Raw genomic sequence first — 16,036 nt, forward strand, 5'->3', positions numbered from 1 at the left:
CGAAAGTCTGGAACATAAGGAATCAAAACAAGAGCGGAGAGGGAACGAAACGGAATCAATATGAGTACCGTGTTCACGGTTTCATCTCTTTCGCAGAGCTCTCGCTTGCGGGGGAGGGCTGGGGAGGGGGCCGGGAGCCTCGCAGGAAGCGCCGCAACCAACCATGTCTCACCAACTCCCCCTCCCTAACCCTCCCCCGCAAGCGGGAGAGGGGACATGCACATCACCCCTATTCCGCCGCCACGCCAACCGACGGGGCGGCCATGATCGCGGCCGGGATCAGCACGCGCCCGTCGAACAGAGCGCGAGCGGTGCGCAGAAGCCCTGCGCGCTCCACCACCGGGTTGTCCGGCGTGCCGCCGAGTTCGATACGCACGGTGAATTCGCCGGTGGGATGCTCCACCGAGAGCGTCTTTTCCCGACCCTCGGGAAGCACCGCCACGGCATGAGCGGGCGAGCCGGGCAAGGTCGCGGCGGTCGCCACCGTCACCGCCGCGAACACACCGATGGAGGCGTGGCATTCGTGAGGAATAAAGCTGCGGGTGGAGAGATGGCCGCCCTTCGCCGGGGGCGCCACCAGGATCATCTTGGGCACCACCTTGGAGGTGACATCGCCCAGGTTCATCAGCGGCCCGGCGGCGCGGCGGATCTGCTCCAGGCGGGCCTTCAGCTCGATGTCCGTGTCGAGGGCATCGCGGCTCTCGTACCCGGTGCGGCCGACGTCCGCTGCCGCGAGGATCACGCAGGGCATGCCGTTGTCGATCAGCGTGACGTCCACCCCCGCGACACGGTCCACCGCATGGCCGGTGGGCAGCAGCGCGCCGCAGACCGAACCCGCAGCGTCAAGGAAATCGATCGGGATCGGCGCAGACGTGCCCGGCGCCCCGTCGATGCGGGCATCGCCCTCATATTCCACTACGCCATCCGGGGTCTGCACACTGAGTTCCGCAATGGTGCCGGTGTTGACGGTGCGGACCCTCACGCGGGTCACGGGCCCGGTGGGGGTCACCAGCCCGCGCTCGATGGCGAATGGCCCGACGCCGGAGAGGATATTGCCGCAATTGGGCGTGGTATCCACCACCGGCTTGTCCACCACCACCTGGCAGAACAGGAAGTCGATATCGCAGCCCTCAAGCGTGGAGCGCGAGACCAAGGCCACCTTGCTGGTGAGCGGATGGGCGCCCCCCATCCCGTCCACCTGGCGCGGATCGGGCGAGCCCATGGCGGCGAGCAGGGCCGCGTCCCGCGCGGCAGGGTCGGAGGGCAGGTCGGACGCAAGGAAATACGCCCCCTTCGACGTGCCGCCGCGCATCAGCATGCAGGGGATTGAGATCTGTCGGGCCACGGGTGCCTCTTTCTCCAATCGGTGTTCGGAAAAAGTGGACCCGCCACCCTTCCCACCGTCATGCCCGGGCTTGTCCCGGGCATCCACGGCCGTCCCTTCGTCACTGCCTGGCGGAGCCGCGTGGATGGCCGGGACACGCCCGGCCATGACGGCTGGTTTGCTTTTCCTTCAACCGGAACCGTTCACGGGCTGTCGAAGCCGAACAGGCGGGCGGGATTGTCCACCAGGATTTTCTGCTGAAGCTCCGGCTCGGGCGCGAACAGCGGAATGATGTCTACCAGGTCGCCGTCGTTCGGCATCACCTTCACATTGGGATGCGGCCAGTCGGTGCCCCAGATGATCCGGTCGGGCGCGGTCTCGGCAAGCTTGCGGGCGAACGGCACGGCGTCGTGAAACGGCGGGCCGGAAGACGACACCCGTTCGGAGCCGCACACCTTCACCCAGCATTTCTCGTCCGATGCCAGGAGATCCAGCAGGATGCGGAACGGCGCCTGGTCCAGCCCGCCCGCCGCCTGCACCCGGCCCATGTGGTCGATGCAATAGGGCAGCGGCAGGCGTGCCAGCATGGGGGCGTAGTCCGGCAGATCGATCGCGTCGAAATGCAGGTCGATGTGCCAGCCAAGCGGCGCCACCATCGCCACCAGCCGGTCTAACACCTTCATGTCGGGCACGCCGCCGAGATGGCGCACGAAATTGAACCGGCAGCCCCGGAAGCCGCCCTTGTCCAACGCCTCCAAGCCCTTCTCGTCGATGTCGCCATCGAGGTTCGCCACCGCGCGATAAGCGCCATTGCTCTGGGCGATGGCATCGAGCGCGACGCGATTGTCGGTGCCGTGGACGCTGGCGTTGACGATCACCGCCCGCTCCACGCCGATCTTGGCGTGCACCGCCCGGAACATCTCCAGCGGCGCGTCGGGGGGCGTGTAGGACCGGTTCGGATCATAGGGGTAGAGATGCCCCGGCCCGAAGATGTGGCAGTGGGTGTCGCACGAAAGCGGCGGAAGCCTGAAGGCCGGCGTGCGGGTGTCCGGGTCCGGCCCCGGAATGCTCTTGATGACTTTCGCTTCAGTCATGAAATCCTCTGCACACGAATGCTTGCCGGCGTGGCGCCGTCAGGGCTTTGCGGCACCGCGCGCTTGCGCCTGGGCGACCGCGCGGATGAGTTCGGGGTCGAATCCGAGGTCCGCCACCATGTCGGCGGCCTCCAGCATCTCGGCGGCGCGGCGCACGCCGTGCTGCCGCACCCGCCCCGCCATGGTGTCGGCGAGCTTGGCGAAATCCACCGCAGGGAAGGTGTCGTTGAGTGAGGCGTAGACTTCCGCCTCCACGTCCCATCCCTTGGCGGAACGGGCGCAATCGATCATCAGCGCCTCGATGCCCTTGATCATGATGGAACGGCACAGCTTCATCGCAGAGGCGCGGCCGTGGGTGAGCGACACCGGCCGCACATTCATGCCCAGCGCATTGAGCCGTTCCGCCGCCAATTCGGCCTGCGGGCCACCGGCGAGGATGGGCACGGACAGGCGCGGCGCCGGCACCGGCGCCATCACCGCCCCTTCCACATAATGCGCGCCCGAGATCTCGACATGGCCGGCGGCGGCGCGCTTGGTCTCGGGGGCGGCCGAGTTCACGTCGAAGAACATCTGCCCGGCCTTGAGATGGGGCACCGCGCCTTGCGCGACGTCGAGCACCGCATTTGCCGTGACCGCTGAAATGACGATATCGGCGCCCGCAATGGCGTCGGCCACGCTCGCGGCAAGGCGAATCCCGCCGGCTTGCGCCTTCTGATGAAGGGCGGGTGCGAGGGCTGGGTCGTCCAGCTTGATGTCATAGGCCGCGACGCCCGGCGCTCCGGCCGCCTTCAGATCGGCCGCGAAAATGCCGCCCACCTCACCGAAGCCGATGAGGGCGATGGTTGCCTTCATGCGCCCGCCTCCCAGATTGATTATTTTATTTTGGGTCAAACCTTGGGCCAAACCTTGGTCGCATTGAACTCATGAATCAAATGACATAATTTCAGATTCATATGAATTTCGTGCATCTTTTATGATGCGTCGCCGCTCACCGAAGCTTCGCGCGGATCAGCTTCAGCATGAGTTTCGCCGGGCCGGAGAGCGAATGCCCGCGCCGGGTGATGACACCGAGCGTTCGGGTCACGCTGGGGTTCTTCAATTGCAGCGCCACGAGCCCCGGCGAGCCGTCGATACCCATGGCCAGCTTCGGCACCACGGTGAGGCCGATGCCCTCGGCCACCATGCTGGCGGCGGTCTGCACATGCTGCACTTCGTAACGCCAGTTTAGCGTCTCGCGACGGCTGCCGAGAGCATCGTCGATTAGCGCGCGATTACCCGCCTGCGGGCTGATGCGGATCAGAGGAATGCCTTCCAGTTGCGACCAGTTCACCGAACCCAGGCCCGCGAACGGGTGGCTGTCGCGGCACAGCAGCACGAACGGCTCCTTGAGCAGCGGCGCGATGTCGAGATCCCAGGTGTGGACCGAGACGATGCCGATGCCGAATTCGGCGGCGCCCGTCTGCACCAATTGGGCGATCTCGGTGGCGGAATTGTCGTAAATCTTCACCGCCATATCGGGATGGCGCTCGCGGAACGCCGACAGCGCGCGCGGCAGGTGATAGGCAGCGATGGTGGGCAGGCAGCCGAAGGCGAGCCGCTCCTGCCGCGCCTGGGCGAGGCCGCGCAGGGCATCGACCTCGGCCTCCAATTCCCCCAGCAGACGGCGCGCCTTGGGCAGCAGTTCCTGCCCCTGCGCGGTCAGCGTGATCTGGCGCGTGGTGCGGGCGAAAAGCTGGACGCCCAGATCCTCCTCCAATTTGCGCATGCGGTGGCTGAGCGCGGTCTGGGAGAGGTTGAGATGCGCCGCCGCGCGCAGGAACGAGCCGCGCTCGGCGATCGCGACGAAAGCCTCCAGCCCCAGGAAATCGACACGCATCCGGCCCTCCTGGCGGGAAGGCTAATACAGGCGGCGCCGGGATGTGCCAATCCCATGGCTACCGGCGCGGCGCGATCACCGCCACCGGACCGCCGCCGTCCGGCCCCTGGTGCTCGGCGCCGCCGGAGACGTAGATTTCGGTGTGCCCCACCAGAGCGGCCAAGGCCCCCGCCACGAAGGCGCGGGCGTGGCGGGTGGCGGAGATGTCGCTGTCATCAAGCATGGTGTGGCGGCGCCCGCGAATCGTGCCGCTGCTGCTCGCCTCGGCCTTGGCGAGGATGATGATCGCCTCTTCGCCGGCGGGCGCGAGACCGGCCAGCGCGGCGTGTACCGGCTTCAGGTCGATGGCGTCAGTCATCACGCCATGGGTAATGCCGAGCGGCCCGGACCAGGCGGGCGACAGGCCGAGCACCACCACTTCATGGCCCATCAATTCGATGCCGCTGGAACAGCTCGCCCGCCCCGACCACAGGGCGTAATCGGCGCAGATGGCGGCATCGGAAAGCGATGTTTCCTCAAGCTCTCCGAGGGCGAGGGCGATGCCCAAGGCGCTGGCGCCGCGCGACAGGCCCATGGATTTCAGCGTATCGGCGGTGGCGACGCTCTCACCCCGCGCCTGCGCCTCGCGGACGCGGGCGGCGGTCAGCAGCGGGCATTTCACCTGGACGAAATGCACCGCTCCGGGGTCGGCAATTTCAGCTGCCGCCATGGCGCGACGCACCGCGTCGGCCACCTGCGCCACCTGCCCCATCCGGCCGAGATGTTCCGGCGGCAGGGACGGAGTATGGGCGCGGCCGATCGCGAGCGCCGGACCCGTGCCACCCTCGCCTTCCTCGCGCTCGAACACCAGCCAGTGGGGCGCCATGCCGCCCTCGGTGCCGCCCGACATGACAAGGCAGATCGCGTCCGCCGCCGCCCCGAGATGCGACCGCAGCAGCAGCGACAGGGACTGCACCGCGAAGCCGCGCGAGAAATCGTTCACGCAGCCATTTCCCTCGGTCTTGCCGAAGATGGCGAGGATGCCCTCCGGCCGGATCTCGCCGCTTGAGATGGCGGCGGCGAGACCCGAGACGTCATCGGGGGCAGCGGCGGAGATGCGGTGGACTTTGGCGATGGGCATGGTTCAGCAGCACAGGCAATCGGGTTCGAAATGGCGCGCCATGGCGCGGTCGAGGGCCGGCATCGCCGCCTTGAACGGCCCGCCGGCGGCCATGCCGGCGCGCATCTGCGCCAGCACCTCCGCGCGGGCGGCGGGATAGTCGACGCCGGTGAATATCCCGTCCTTCAGAACCGTCCGTCCGCCCACGATCAGTTCCCGGATATGGGCCGCCGTGGCGCGGGTCAGCATCAGTTCGATGGGGTCGAGATCGTCCATCAGGTGGTCGTCCTCGATCGCCGCCCAGTCCAGCAGCAGCAGATCGGCGGGCGCGCCCGGCGCGATGGCGCCGCCGTCGTCAACGCCGGTGACGGAGCGGCGGCCGTTGCGCATCGCCATCTCCATCACATCCTCGCGGGTGACGGCGGCGCGGAAGCCGGTGCCGGCGTGAAGCAGGTGGGCGAGGCGCAGTTCGCGCAGCGCATCGTCATCCTCGTCCAGCGCCTTGCCATCGACCCCGAGCGCCACCCGGCACCCCTTCGCCTTCATCTGGGCGACCGGGCCCATGCCGGACCGCAGGTGCAGGTTGGACGAGGCATTGGTGACAATGGTGACACCGCGCGCCGCCAGCAGCTCCAGCTCCGCCGGCCGCGCCCAGACGCAATGCGCCAGGGTGAGGCGCTCCGACAGGAGGCCGATGGCGTCGAGATGCGTCACCAATCCGTCGGGATAGGCCTCGTCCGCCCAGGCGCGCTGATAGCGCGTTTCCAGGAGATGCATGTGCACCCGCCGGCCGGTGCGGGCGGAGGCTTCCGCCACCGCCGCCAGCAGCGCATCGCTGCACCATTGCGGTCCGTTGGGGCCATATTGCACGTCGAAGCTGGGGCCGGCGGCAGCTTCCGCCACCGCGTCCGCCAGTTCGATGAAGGCCTTGGGCTCGCGCGGGGCGCTGAGGAATTTTCCCGCGATCGCGTCCCGCGCCGGCGCCGGCATGTCGTCCAGCAACGGGCCGGACGGGCCATAGACCAGGGGATTGCGATCCTTCATCGAGACCGCGAAGCCGGCGCGCACGCCGACATCGCGCGCCGCCCGCGCCACCTCTCGCGCCTCCGCAGGCAGGTCGGTGAAGCCCTGCGCGCGGGTGTAATGCATCATCACCGTCCCCGCGCCGCCGAGCGCGCTGCGGCACAGCGAGACCGCCGCGCCGAGATAGGGGTCGACGGAGGGAAACAGCGCGAGATAATGCAGCCACGCCTCCAGCGGCTTGCCCCCCGCGCCGATGGAACTGGTGCGGACGGCGCGGCCGTGGTCGTGAGCATTGACCAGCGCCGGCATCACCAGCAGCGGGTCCACCGCACCCGCCGCCGGTGCGAGGGATGCGATGTGTCCGTCAGAAATCTCGATCCGGGACGGCCCCGCCGCAGGCGCGCGGGGATCGCCGATCACATGGGCGCAGGTGAGAACGCGCGGCATGCTCACTGCCCCAGCGCGGGAGGCATGCGGTCCGCCTTCGGCGGCAGGAAGGCGCGGCTGAACACGTCGCCGGCCGTCGGCCTGCGCGGCAGTTCGAACGCGTCCGCGATCACTTCGATGGAGGCGGTCAGGCGGGCATCGCTCACGTCCCCGAGGCCGAGTTCACGCGCTTCCGGCGTGTCGATCAGCGTCTTGTAGACATACATCAGCCGGCGCTTCTCGATGTCCTTGTTGATCAGCGGCTCGATGCGCGCCAGGAGATCGATGGCGGCCGTGGGGTCCGCCACGGTTTCCTTGATGGCGCGGTTGATCGCACGCAGCAGGCCCTTCACCGCCTCGGGCTTCTCCTTGGCGAGCTTGGGGGACACCATGACGCCGTTGGAATAGAGATCCACCCCCGCGTCGGAATAATAGATCCAGCGGAAATCCTTCTCCGGATCCAGCTTCAGCGCGACCAGGTTCATGTAGCTGGTGGCGGTGAAGATCGCGATGGAATCCACCTGCCCGCCCAGCAGCAATTGCTCCTGAAGATTGGGCGCCACCTGGGTGATGGCGATCTTGGAATAATCCACCCCATTGGCCTTCGCCAGCAGCGGCAAAAGCTTGAAGGACGCGCCACCCGGCGGCGTGCCGAGCTTGGAGCCGGCGAGATCCTTGACGCTCTTGATCGGGCTGTCGGCCTTGGTGAGCAGGGCGAACGGCGCCTTGTTGTAGAGCATATAGACCATGAGCGGCGCCTCGCCGGGCCGCAGCGCCGCATTCTGGATCACCGCGTTCATGTCGCCGAAGCCGGCGTCATAGACCCCGGACATGATCCGCGTGACGGTGACGGCGGAGCCTTCGCCCTGGTCGATGGTGACGTCCAGTTTCTCGGCGGCGAAGTAACCCTTCTCCTTGGCCCAGTAATACCAGGCATGGATGCCCTGGAGCTTCCAGTCGAGGGTAAAGCGGATCTTGGTGGTCTCCTGCGCGGCGGCGATGCCACCGGTCATAAGCAAGGCGATGGCGCCCGCAAGTAAACGTCGCATGGTCTCAACTCCAGGAAGGTGTTTGTCTTTTTTTGAGCGATGATGAAGGGTCGGATCAGCCCATGGCGAAGTCGTCCTTGCGCTTCGCCCAGCCGATCACGCGGCCCTCGATGATGGAGAAGATCACGTAGAGGGCGACCCCGAGCACCGCGAGCACCAGCAGCCCGGCGAACACGAGGGGCACGTCGAAGGAGGAGGAGGCGATCATCATCAGATTGCCGATGCCCCGGTTGGAGGCCACGGTCTCGGCGATCACCGTGCCGACGAAGGCCAAAGTCACCGCCACCTTCAGCGAGGCGAAGAAATAGGGCATGGCGCGCGGCAGGCCGACATTGAACAGGATGTCGAGCTTGGTGGCGCGCAGCGCCTTCATCACGTCTTCCAGCTCCGGCTCGGTGGTGGCGAGGCCGGTGGCCACGTTCACGACGATGGGGAACAGGCTCATGATCATGGCGGTCAGCACCGCCGGCACCGTGCCTGCGCCGAACCACAGGACGAAGATCGGCACCACCGCCACCTTGGGGATCGAGGAGAAGCCGATCAGCAGGGGATAGCCGGTGTCGTAGGCAAGGCGCGAGGAGCCGATCAGCATGCCCAGCGCCACGCCGGAGATGATGCCGAGCGCGAAGCCCACCAGCGTGGTGTAGACCGTCTGCACCGTGTGGGGCCAGATCGCCGGGGCCTGGACCCAGAGCGTATAGAGAATCTGGGTGGGACGCGGCAGCACGATCTCCTTCACATGGAAGATGATGCAGGCCAGTTCCCAGACCACGAAGAAGCCGATGATGACCGCCGTTGAAGCGAGGCGTCGGCGCAAAAGCGTGTTCATGCGAGCACCTCTGCGATGGCGGGCGGCAGCGGATCGCTGGAGCGCGCGGAAACGATCAGCTCACGCAGCCGCTGGGTCAGCGACACGAAGCCGGGCTCATAGGTCATTTCGATGGTGCGCGGACGCGGCAGGTCCACATGCCGGTCCTCGACAATATGGCCGGGGCGCGCGCGCATCACGCAGACGCGGTTGGCGAGGTATCCGGCTTCCTTCAGATCGTGCGTGACTAGCAGCACGGTCGGCTTGCGGGTCATCCAGAGGTCCTGGAGGATCGCCCACAATTCCTCGCGGGTGAACTGGTCGAGCGCGCCGAACGGCTCGTCCAGCATCAGCAGTTGCGGGTCATGGATCAGCGCGCGGCAAAGCGAGGCGCGCTGGAGCATGCCGCCGGAGAGCTGCCAGGGAAACTTGTCGCCGAAGCCGTTCAGGCCGACCTGGGCCAGCAGCGCGTCCGCCCTGTCGCGGAACTCGGTGCGCTTCTTGGCCCGGAACTCCTGCCGGAACGGCGGCACGATCTTCAGCGGCAGCATGACGTTCTCTCGGATCGAGAGCCACGGCAGCAGGGTCGGATTCTGGAACGCCATGCCCACCCGGACCGCCTCGGCGCCGACCTCGCGGCCGGCCACGAAAACATGGCCGGTGGTCGCGCCGATCAGCCCTGTCACCAGCTTGAGGATGGTGGACTTGCCGCAGCCGGATGGCCCGACCAGGGCAACGAAATCACCCTTCCCGATCCTGAGATTGGTCTCGCCTAGGGCATGGACGATCTTGTCCCCCTTGCCATAGCTCAGGGTAACACCTTCGAGTTGAACGAAGGCCTGCGTGTCCGCGCTCATGCCGCTTCCTCCGGTCGCACGGCGATGACCGCCGCAAGGGTCTGGTCCGCATGCCGGGGCTGCGGGGTGGGCATCTCCTGGATCGCGTGGACGGAGCGCCCGAAGCCGCGCGTCTCCGGCACCAGGGCCCGGTCCTTCACCACGAAGCGTCCGCGCACCATGGTGTGCACCGGCAGGCCCGTGACCTCACGGCCGTCCCAGGGGGAAATCTTCGAGCGGGAATGCAGGTCCGCGTCGTTCAGGGTCCAGACCCGGTCGAGATCGACGAAGGCGAGGTCGGCATCCGCCCCGGTCTGGATCACGCCTTTGCGGGGATAGAGGCCCCACACCTTGGCGGGGTTGGCGGCGCTCCAGCGCACATAGTCGCTGACCGAATAGCGGCCGGCCGCCACTTCGCTCAGCATCAGCGGCATCTGGCTCTCGACACCGGGAAAGCCGCAATCGACGCTCCAGATGTCGGCGCGGGTCTTTTCTTCCGGGGTGTGGGGCGCATGGTCGGTGGCGATCATGTCGATGGTGCCGTCCTTGAGCGCGGCCCACAGAGGCTCCTGGTTCTCGGCCTCGCGCACCGGCGGGTTGACCCGGATGACACCCTTGCAGCGGGCATAATCCTCCGCCCCCAGCATCAGATAATGTGGGCAGGTCTCCCCGGTGATGTCGACGCCGCGCGCCTTCGCCTCGGCGAGCGGGCGCAATTCGGCGGCGGACGAGATGTGCAGCACATGGATGCGCGCGCCGGTCCATTCGGCCAGGATAGCGGCGCGGGCCACCGCCTCCACCGCCACCACGGCGGGGCGGGAGGCGAGATGGGCCAGGGGATCGGTTCGCCCGCTTTCCACCAGCCGTTGCTGGCGCCGCTCCATGATGGAATTGGTCTCGGCATGCAGCGAGACCCGCTTGCCGGTGGGCGCCACCACCTCGAACGCCTCCAGCATCGCGCCGGTGGACGGTGAGGGAATGCGGCCGAACGTGTTGCCCATGTAGAGCTTGAAGCCGATGACGCCGGCCTCGATCAATTCGGGCACCTTGTCGATGCTGCTGTCGCCGAGCACCGCATAGAGCCCGTAATCCACATGGGCCTTGGCGGCGGCGATCTTGTGCTTCGCCACCAGCGCCGGGCCGTCTTCGACGGTGGGAATGGTGTTGGGCATGTCGAAGATCGTGGTGACACCGCCGAAGGCAGCGGAAGCGGTTCCGCTCTCGAAATCCTCCTTGTGGGTGTAGCCGGGATCGCGGAAGTGGACGTGCACGTCAATGGCGCCGGGCAGGATGTGCAGGCCCGTGGCGTCGAAGATCTCCTTGGCGGCCGGCATGGCATCCGCCGCGCCCACGGCGACGATGCGGCCGTCGCGCACCGCGATCGATGCATCCAGCACCGTTTCCGGCGTCACCACCTTGCCGCCGTGGATCACCAGGTCGGCGGGCATCTGCTCAATCTGCGTCATCATCGCCTCCCCGGTCACAGCATCGCCCAGCCGCCGTCGACGGGCATGTCGACGCCGGTCATCTGGCGCGACACGTCGCTCGCCAGGAACAGGCAGGCATTTGCCACGTCGTCGTCGGTGGTCACGCGCTTCAGCGCGTAGTCCGCCGCATGGCGCTCCATGGCTTCCTCAAGGCTGATATTCAGCTTCTTCGCCATGTCGGCGCAGACCTTGTCGCGGAAGCGCGGGCCATCGACCATGCCGGGCTCCACGCAGTTCACGTTGATGTTGTGCATGCCCACCTCCAGCGCGAAGCTCTTGGTGATGCCGCGCAGGCCCCATTTGGAGGCGGAATAGGCCATGCGACCGGCCCGCCCGCGCATGCCGAACGTCCCGCCCACATTGACGATCTTGCCGTAGCGCTGGGCGATCATGGAGGGCAGCACGGCGCGCATGGTGTGGAAGCAGCCGTGCATGTTCAGGGTGACGATCTCGTCGAACTCCGCCGGCGTGGTCTCGACGCCGGTCTTGCCGATCGGGCCGGAGCCGCCCGCCACGTTCACCAATATGTCCACCGCGCCGAAGGCCTCGACCGTGCGGTCGGCGGCGGACTGGCAGGCGTCCGGGTCGGTCAGGTCGCAAGGCAACACGATCACCTGCGCGCCATTCGCGCGGATTTCATCGGCGATCGGCGCGATGGCGGCGATGTCGCGGCCGATCAGCGAGAGCCTGCACCCTTCGGCGGCGAAGGCGCGGGTCACGGCGGCGCCCATGCCCTTGGCCGGTCCGGTGATGATCGCAACGCGATCCTGAAGCTTCAGGTCCATGGGAGTGTCCGGTTTGGGTTTATCGGATGGTTCTCCCTCTCCCGCTTGCGGGGGAGGGGACAGGCCCGGACCTCCCCGTTCGCGTCCCCTCCCCCCTTGAGGGGGAGGGCGGGGTGGGGGGTATCTATCCGTTCGGCCTGGCGTGGGTTGCTCTGGCGGCACCATACCCCCCACCCCAGCCCTCCCCCTCAAGGGGGGAGGGAGAGAAGGGGGCGCGTCAGAAGATCAGAACAACTTCTTCGGCAGGTCCGCCACGGGCGGCAGGAAGGCGGGGGTGAAGATCTGGTCCACCTTCGGGGTGATGGGCAGCTTGTTGGCGTCCACCAGGATGTCGATGGACTGCTTCAAACGTGCCGGGTCCACGTTGCCGAGGCCGATCTTGGCGATCTCGGGGTGGTTCATCTCGGCCTTCAACGTGGCGTCGAGCCGCTCGCGCTCCACCGGGATCTTGATCAGCGGCTCGCGCTGAGCCACCGCCGCAACCGCCGCCGCCGGGTCCTTCAGCGTGTCGATGAGGCCCTTGTTGAGGGCGCGCAGGAAGCCCTTGATGGCCTCCGGATTGGACTTCACCAGATCGGCCGAGACGATGATGCCGTTGGAATAGAGATCCATCCCGTAATCGCCGAAATTGATGTAGCGCAGCTTGTCATCGTCCACGCCCATGAGCTTGGCCGAGAAGCGGATGGTGTTGACGTAGCCGAATACGCCGTCCACCTGCCCCTGCATCAGCATCTGCTCGCGCAGATTGGGCTGCATGTTGGTGATCTTGATGCCGGAACAGTCGATCTTGGCGAGCTTGCAGAACGCCGGGAACAGCTTCAGCGCGCCATCGTTCGCGGCACCGCCGAGCGTCTTGCCCTCGAGGTCCTTGGGGGTCTTGATCGGGCTGTCGGCCTTCACCGCGATGGTGAAGGGCGGCTGGTTGAACATGACATAGACCGCGATCGGCGCGCCCTCGGGCTTCTTCGCCACCAGCTCGATCAGCGCGTTGATGTCGCCGAAGCCCATGTCATAGGTGCCGTTGGCCACCAGCGGCACCGCCGCGCCGGAGCCGTTGCCCTGGTCGAAGGTGACGTCCAGCCCTTCGGCTTTGAAGTAGCCGCGATCCTGCGCCAGGAAGAACATGCCCTGCGGGCCCTGGTACTTCCAGTTCAGCACCATCTTCAGCTTGGTCTGGGCGAACGCCGGGGCGCCGGCGAGCGCGGTGCCGGCAAGGCCGAGGGCGAGGCCCAGGGCAAGGCGGCGAGAGAGCGTGGCAAAGGTCATCTGGCAGGTTCCCGTCTGGTTATTGATTGGGGGAGGCGAAGGCCGCCAACAGGTGGTCGCTGGTCAGCGTCACGCCGTAGAGCAGGCGCACGAGATAATGGATCGCGTCGGTGACATAGGCCGGCGAGCCGGTGGCGCAGGCGTCCGTCACCATCAGGCAGCCGTAGCCGAGGAAGCTGGCGTCGCAGAGGGTGGAGAACACGCAGCGGTCGATGTTCACCCCGGTGAACAGCAGCGTGTCGATGCCGCGATTGCGCAACACGGAATCCAGTTCGTTGTCGTGGAAGCCCGACAGGCGGTGCTTATGGACGATCAGGTCGGACGGGTCCGGCTTCAGCTCGTCCACCAGAAGCGACCCCCACTCGCCCTGCACCAGAATGTGCCCGTGAAGCGAGGGGTCGGCATAGATCGGCCGCGTGCCACCGGCGGAGGTCTTGCGCAGCATGGGGGCGGAAAGTTCGGCGCGATCCGCCCGCACACCCCAATTGAGCCAGATCACCTGCACGCCGGCACTGCGGGCGGCGCCGGTGACGTCGATCAGCTTCGGGATGATGGCGGCAAGCGGGCTCGGGTCGAAGCCGAGGCGGGGAAACCAGCCGTCCGGGTGCAGGAAGTCGTTCTGCATGTCCACCACCACCAAGGCGGTGCGGGACAGGTCGATCTCGGCCGTCTGCGGCTGCGCCGGAAAGGCGACGATGCGCGGCGGTGGCGCATCCCGCACGAAAGAGAGAACGGATGGACCGTCGGACGCCATTGCGGTGCTCTCGGCTGGGTTGGACGAACCATCGGGGTCGGCGCGCGCCTTCTGTCCGTTAAGCTACGACCAAATCAGTGATGCGATCTATTGCCGTTTTCTCCCAGCTCTGTAGCCTAATCGGCTACGAACTTTTCACGGGGGGCCAGCCGTGCGTCATCTCAGATTCCTGCGCTACATGGACGAGGTGGCGCGCACCGGCTCGATCCGCCGCGCCGCCGACCGCCTCAACGTCACCCCCTCCGCCCTCAACCGGCGCATCATGGACCTGGAGGAGGAGCTGGGCCTGAAGCTCCTGGAGCGGCGGGCGCGCGGCGTCGATCTCACGGCGGCCGGCGAGGTGTTCGTCAGCTACATCAGAGAGCAGTTGAACGATGCCGAGCGCATGCGGTCCCAGCTTGAGGATTTGCGCGGCCTGCGCCGGGGCACGGTGCGCATCGCCTGTAGCCAGGCGCTGGCCCACGATTTCCTGCCGCAGCAGATCGCCAGCTTCCGCCAGCGCTATCCGCTGATGAATTTCGAGGTGATGGTGGCTGACCATGAGCACGCCATCACCCTGCTCGCGGCCTATGAGGTGGACCTGATCCTGGTGTTCCGCCCGCCGTTCATCGCCCGGCTGCGGCCGCTCATGACCCTGCCGCAGCGGGTCGTGGCCCTGATGCCGGCGGACCATGTGCTCGCCGCCAAGCAGAAGCTGCGCCTCGCCGACTGCACCAGCTACCCGCTCGCCCTGTCCGAGCGGTCCACCGGCGGGCGGCAGATGATCGAGGAAAGCATCTCGCGCTCCGGGCTTCGCTTCTCGGTGGCGGCGCAGTCCAATTCCTTCGAGCTGCTGCGCGGGCTGGTGGCCCATTGCGGCATGATCTCGTTCCAGATCCAGATCGGCGCGCAGCCGGAGGCGATGCCGCCCGGCATCGTGGTTCGGCCGATCGACGAACGCGACCTGCCTTCCGCCGATCTGGTGCTCGGGCAATTGCGCGGCCGTAACCTGCCGCTGGCCGGCGCGCAGTTCGCCGAGCATCTCTCCATCGTGCTGCGAAGCCGGAACGCGGCCGCCGCCGTCCCCTCGCCCGTGGCGTGAGCGCTACGGCACCGCAAATTCGTGTCCGCCGCGGAACCCAAGCGCAACCTCTGCCGTTTCCTGTTAGGCTAAATTTAGGGAGGCGTTCATGGGCATCATCTGGACAATCATTATCGGGTTTCTCGCGGGTCTCGTGGCGAAGCTCATCTATTCCGGGCCGAGCGAGCCCCAGGGCTTCATTCTCACCACCATATTGGGCGTCATCGGCGCGCTGGTGGCGACCTATCTCGGTCAGGCCATCGGCTGGTATCGCGCGGGTGAAGGCGCGGGCTTCATCGGCGCCATCGTCGGCGCGATTATCCTGCTGATGATTTGGGGCCAGATCGCTCGGCGGGCGTGAGCCATTTTTTGAGCGGCAGGAGAAGCGTGGCACGGCCCGAGAGCCAGCGCGCTTCTCCCGCTCCCAACCCTCCCCCGGAAGCGGGAGAGGGCATTTAGACCGATTGCGGTTAGGCGTGCTTCCATCCCCTCTCCCGCGCAAGCGAGGATTATGCGAAAGCTCGGTTTGTAGTGGCGGCTGGTGTTTGTGCGGACGTCATAGGGGCGGGTCCCCGCACACGGAGCCGCAGGGTGAGGCGGCAGGCGGCGCGGGGGATAGGCACGTTGCTCGTGCTCGCATCAGGCGATGCGCGCAGCGTGCAGTCTTCGAGACCCTGACCGGACATAGCGACATGTGGGGTTGGGTTGCGATCGATTCGACCCGCATCAAGGCCCACCGTTCGGCGGCGAGCGCAAAAGGGGGGCTTCTCGCAAGGTATCGGTACGTCGCGAGGCGGGCGTACCAGCAAAACCTATAGGCTGACCGATACAGCCGGACGCCCGCGTCCTGATCATCTCGCCCGATAACAGCGACATGACGATGGCGCCGGCCCTTATCGAGGCCGCACCAGGCCGCGTCGACAGGTTGATCGCCAATCGCGGCTATGGCCGCACCGCGATCCGCGCCGCCATAGTCCGGCTTCCACGTATGGAATAGCCGCTGCGTATTCTCCCCAAAAACACAAAAGCCCCGCCATAGGCAGGGCTAAGTCATTGAAACCGCTGGCGCTCCCAAGGGGAATCGAACCCCTGTTTTCGCCGTGAGAGGGCGACGTCCTAGACCGCTAGACGATGGGAGCAAGCGCAGAG

At 66.8% G+C, this 16,036-nt stretch carries 15 protein-coding genes and 1 tRNA gene; 2 read left to right on the forward strand and 14 right to left on the reverse strand.

All coding sequences use genetic code 11. The annotated features are described in order from the left end of the window. Window positions 1–229: 229 nt before the first annotated feature. The 13 genes from ADADO0_RS07170 to ADADO0_RS07230 form a co-directional block, all read right to left on the reverse strand. Complete coding sequence (locus tag ADADO0_RS07170; protein ID WP_511304439.1) at window positions 230–1,345, reverse strand: 4-oxalomesaconate tautomerase; 1,116 nt, start codon at window positions 1,343–1,345, stop codon at window positions 230–232. A 182-nt stretch (window positions 1,346–1,527) separates the two neighbouring features. Then, window positions 1,528–2,418, reverse strand: a complete 891-nt coding sequence (locus tag ADADO0_RS07175) for an amidohydrolase family protein (RefSeq protein ID WP_511304440.1) — start codon at window positions 2,416–2,418, stop codon at window positions 1,528–1,530. Window positions 2,419–2,457: 39 nt separating this feature from the next. Beyond that, window positions 2,458–3,270, reverse strand: coding sequence for an NAD(P)-dependent oxidoreductase (locus tag ADADO0_RS07180; RefSeq protein ID WP_511304441.1), 813 nt, complete (start codon window positions 3,268–3,270; stop codon window positions 2,458–2,460). A gap of 136 nt (window positions 3,271–3,406) precedes the next feature. Next, window positions 3,407–4,294, reverse strand: coding sequence for a LysR substrate-binding domain-containing protein (locus tag ADADO0_RS07185; RefSeq protein WP_511304442.1), 888 nt, complete (start codon window positions 4,292–4,294; stop codon window positions 3,407–3,409). A 58-nt stretch (window positions 4,295–4,352) separates the two neighbouring features. After that, window positions 4,353–5,414 carry a cyanuric acid amidohydrolase gene (gene atzD, locus ADADO0_RS07190; protein WP_511304443.1) on the reverse strand — a complete coding sequence of 354 codons (1,062 nt, stop codon included), beginning with the start codon at window positions 5,412–5,414 and terminating at the stop codon, window positions 4,353–4,355. Window positions 5,415–5,417: 3 nt separating this feature from the next. Next, on the reverse strand, window positions 5,418–6,863 hold the full coding sequence (locus tag ADADO0_RS07195; protein WP_511304444.1) for an amidohydrolase family protein: 1,446 nt from the start codon (window positions 6,861–6,863) through the stop codon (window positions 5,418–5,420). A 2-nt stretch (window positions 6,864–6,865) separates the two neighbouring features. After that, window positions 6,866–7,891: an ABC transporter substrate-binding protein gene (locus ADADO0_RS07200; RefSeq protein ID WP_511304445.1), complete on the reverse strand. Its 1,026-nt coding sequence runs from the start codon at window positions 7,889–7,891 to the stop codon at window positions 6,866–6,868. A 55-nt stretch (window positions 7,892–7,946) separates the two neighbouring features. Then, window positions 7,947–8,720, reverse strand: a complete 774-nt coding sequence (locus ADADO0_RS07205; RefSeq protein ID WP_511304446.1) for an ABC transporter permease — start codon at window positions 8,718–8,720, stop codon at window positions 7,947–7,949. Continuing rightward, a complete protein-coding gene (locus ADADO0_RS07210) occupies window positions 8,717–9,556 on the reverse strand; it encodes an ABC transporter ATP-binding protein (RefSeq protein ID WP_511304447.1) in 840 nt (279 codons plus the stop codon). The genes ADADO0_RS07205 and ADADO0_RS07210 overlap by 4 nt, the downstream gene beginning before the upstream one ends. Beyond that, complete coding sequence (gene allB / locus ADADO0_RS07215) at window positions 9,553–11,001, reverse strand: allantoinase AllB (RefSeq protein ID WP_511304448.1); 1,449 nt, start codon at window positions 10,999–11,001, stop codon at window positions 9,553–9,555. The genes ADADO0_RS07210 and allB overlap by 4 nt, the downstream gene beginning before the upstream one ends. A 14-nt stretch (window positions 11,002–11,015) precedes the next feature. After that, window positions 11,016–11,807 (reverse strand): SDR family NAD(P)-dependent oxidoreductase, encoded by a 792-nt coding sequence (locus tag ADADO0_RS07220; protein WP_511304449.1) that lies wholly within the window; start codon window positions 11,805–11,807, stop codon window positions 11,016–11,018. Between the two features lie 225 nt (window positions 11,808–12,032). Beyond that, on the reverse strand, window positions 12,033–13,073 hold the full coding sequence (locus ADADO0_RS07225; RefSeq protein ID WP_511304450.1) for an ABC transporter substrate-binding protein: 1,041 nt from the start codon (window positions 13,071–13,073) through the stop codon (window positions 12,033–12,035). A 19-nt stretch (window positions 13,074–13,092) separates the two neighbouring features. Continuing rightward, on the reverse strand, window positions 13,093–13,827 hold the full coding sequence (locus tag ADADO0_RS07230; protein ID WP_511304451.1) for a cysteine hydrolase family protein: 735 nt from the start codon (window positions 13,825–13,827) through the stop codon (window positions 13,093–13,095). Window positions 13,828–13,978: 151 nt separating this feature from the next. On the opposite strand from ADADO0_RS07230, the gene ADADO0_RS07235 reads away from it, so the two are divergent. After that, window positions 13,979–14,908 (forward strand): LysR substrate-binding domain-containing protein, encoded by a 930-nt coding sequence (locus ADADO0_RS07235; RefSeq protein ID WP_511304452.1) that lies wholly within the window; start codon window positions 13,979–13,981, stop codon window positions 14,906–14,908. Window positions 14,909–14,996: 88 nt separating this feature from the next. Next, a complete protein-coding gene (locus ADADO0_RS07240) occupies window positions 14,997–15,248 on the forward strand; it encodes a GlsB/YeaQ/YmgE family stress response membrane protein (RefSeq protein WP_511304453.1) in 252 nt (83 codons plus the stop codon). Window positions 15,249–15,950: 702 nt separating this feature from the next. Here the strand turns inward: ADADO0_RS07240 and ADADO0_RS07245 are convergent. Further along, window positions 15,951–16,026: transfer RNA gene (locus ADADO0_RS07245), tRNA-Glu, on the reverse strand. Window positions 16,027–16,036 lie beyond the last annotated feature (10 nt).

Source organism: Aquabacter sp., assembly GCF_965279295.1.
In the GTDB taxonomy this organism is placed as follows: domain Bacteria; phylum Pseudomonadota; class Alphaproteobacteria; order Rhizobiales; family Xanthobacteraceae; genus Aquabacter.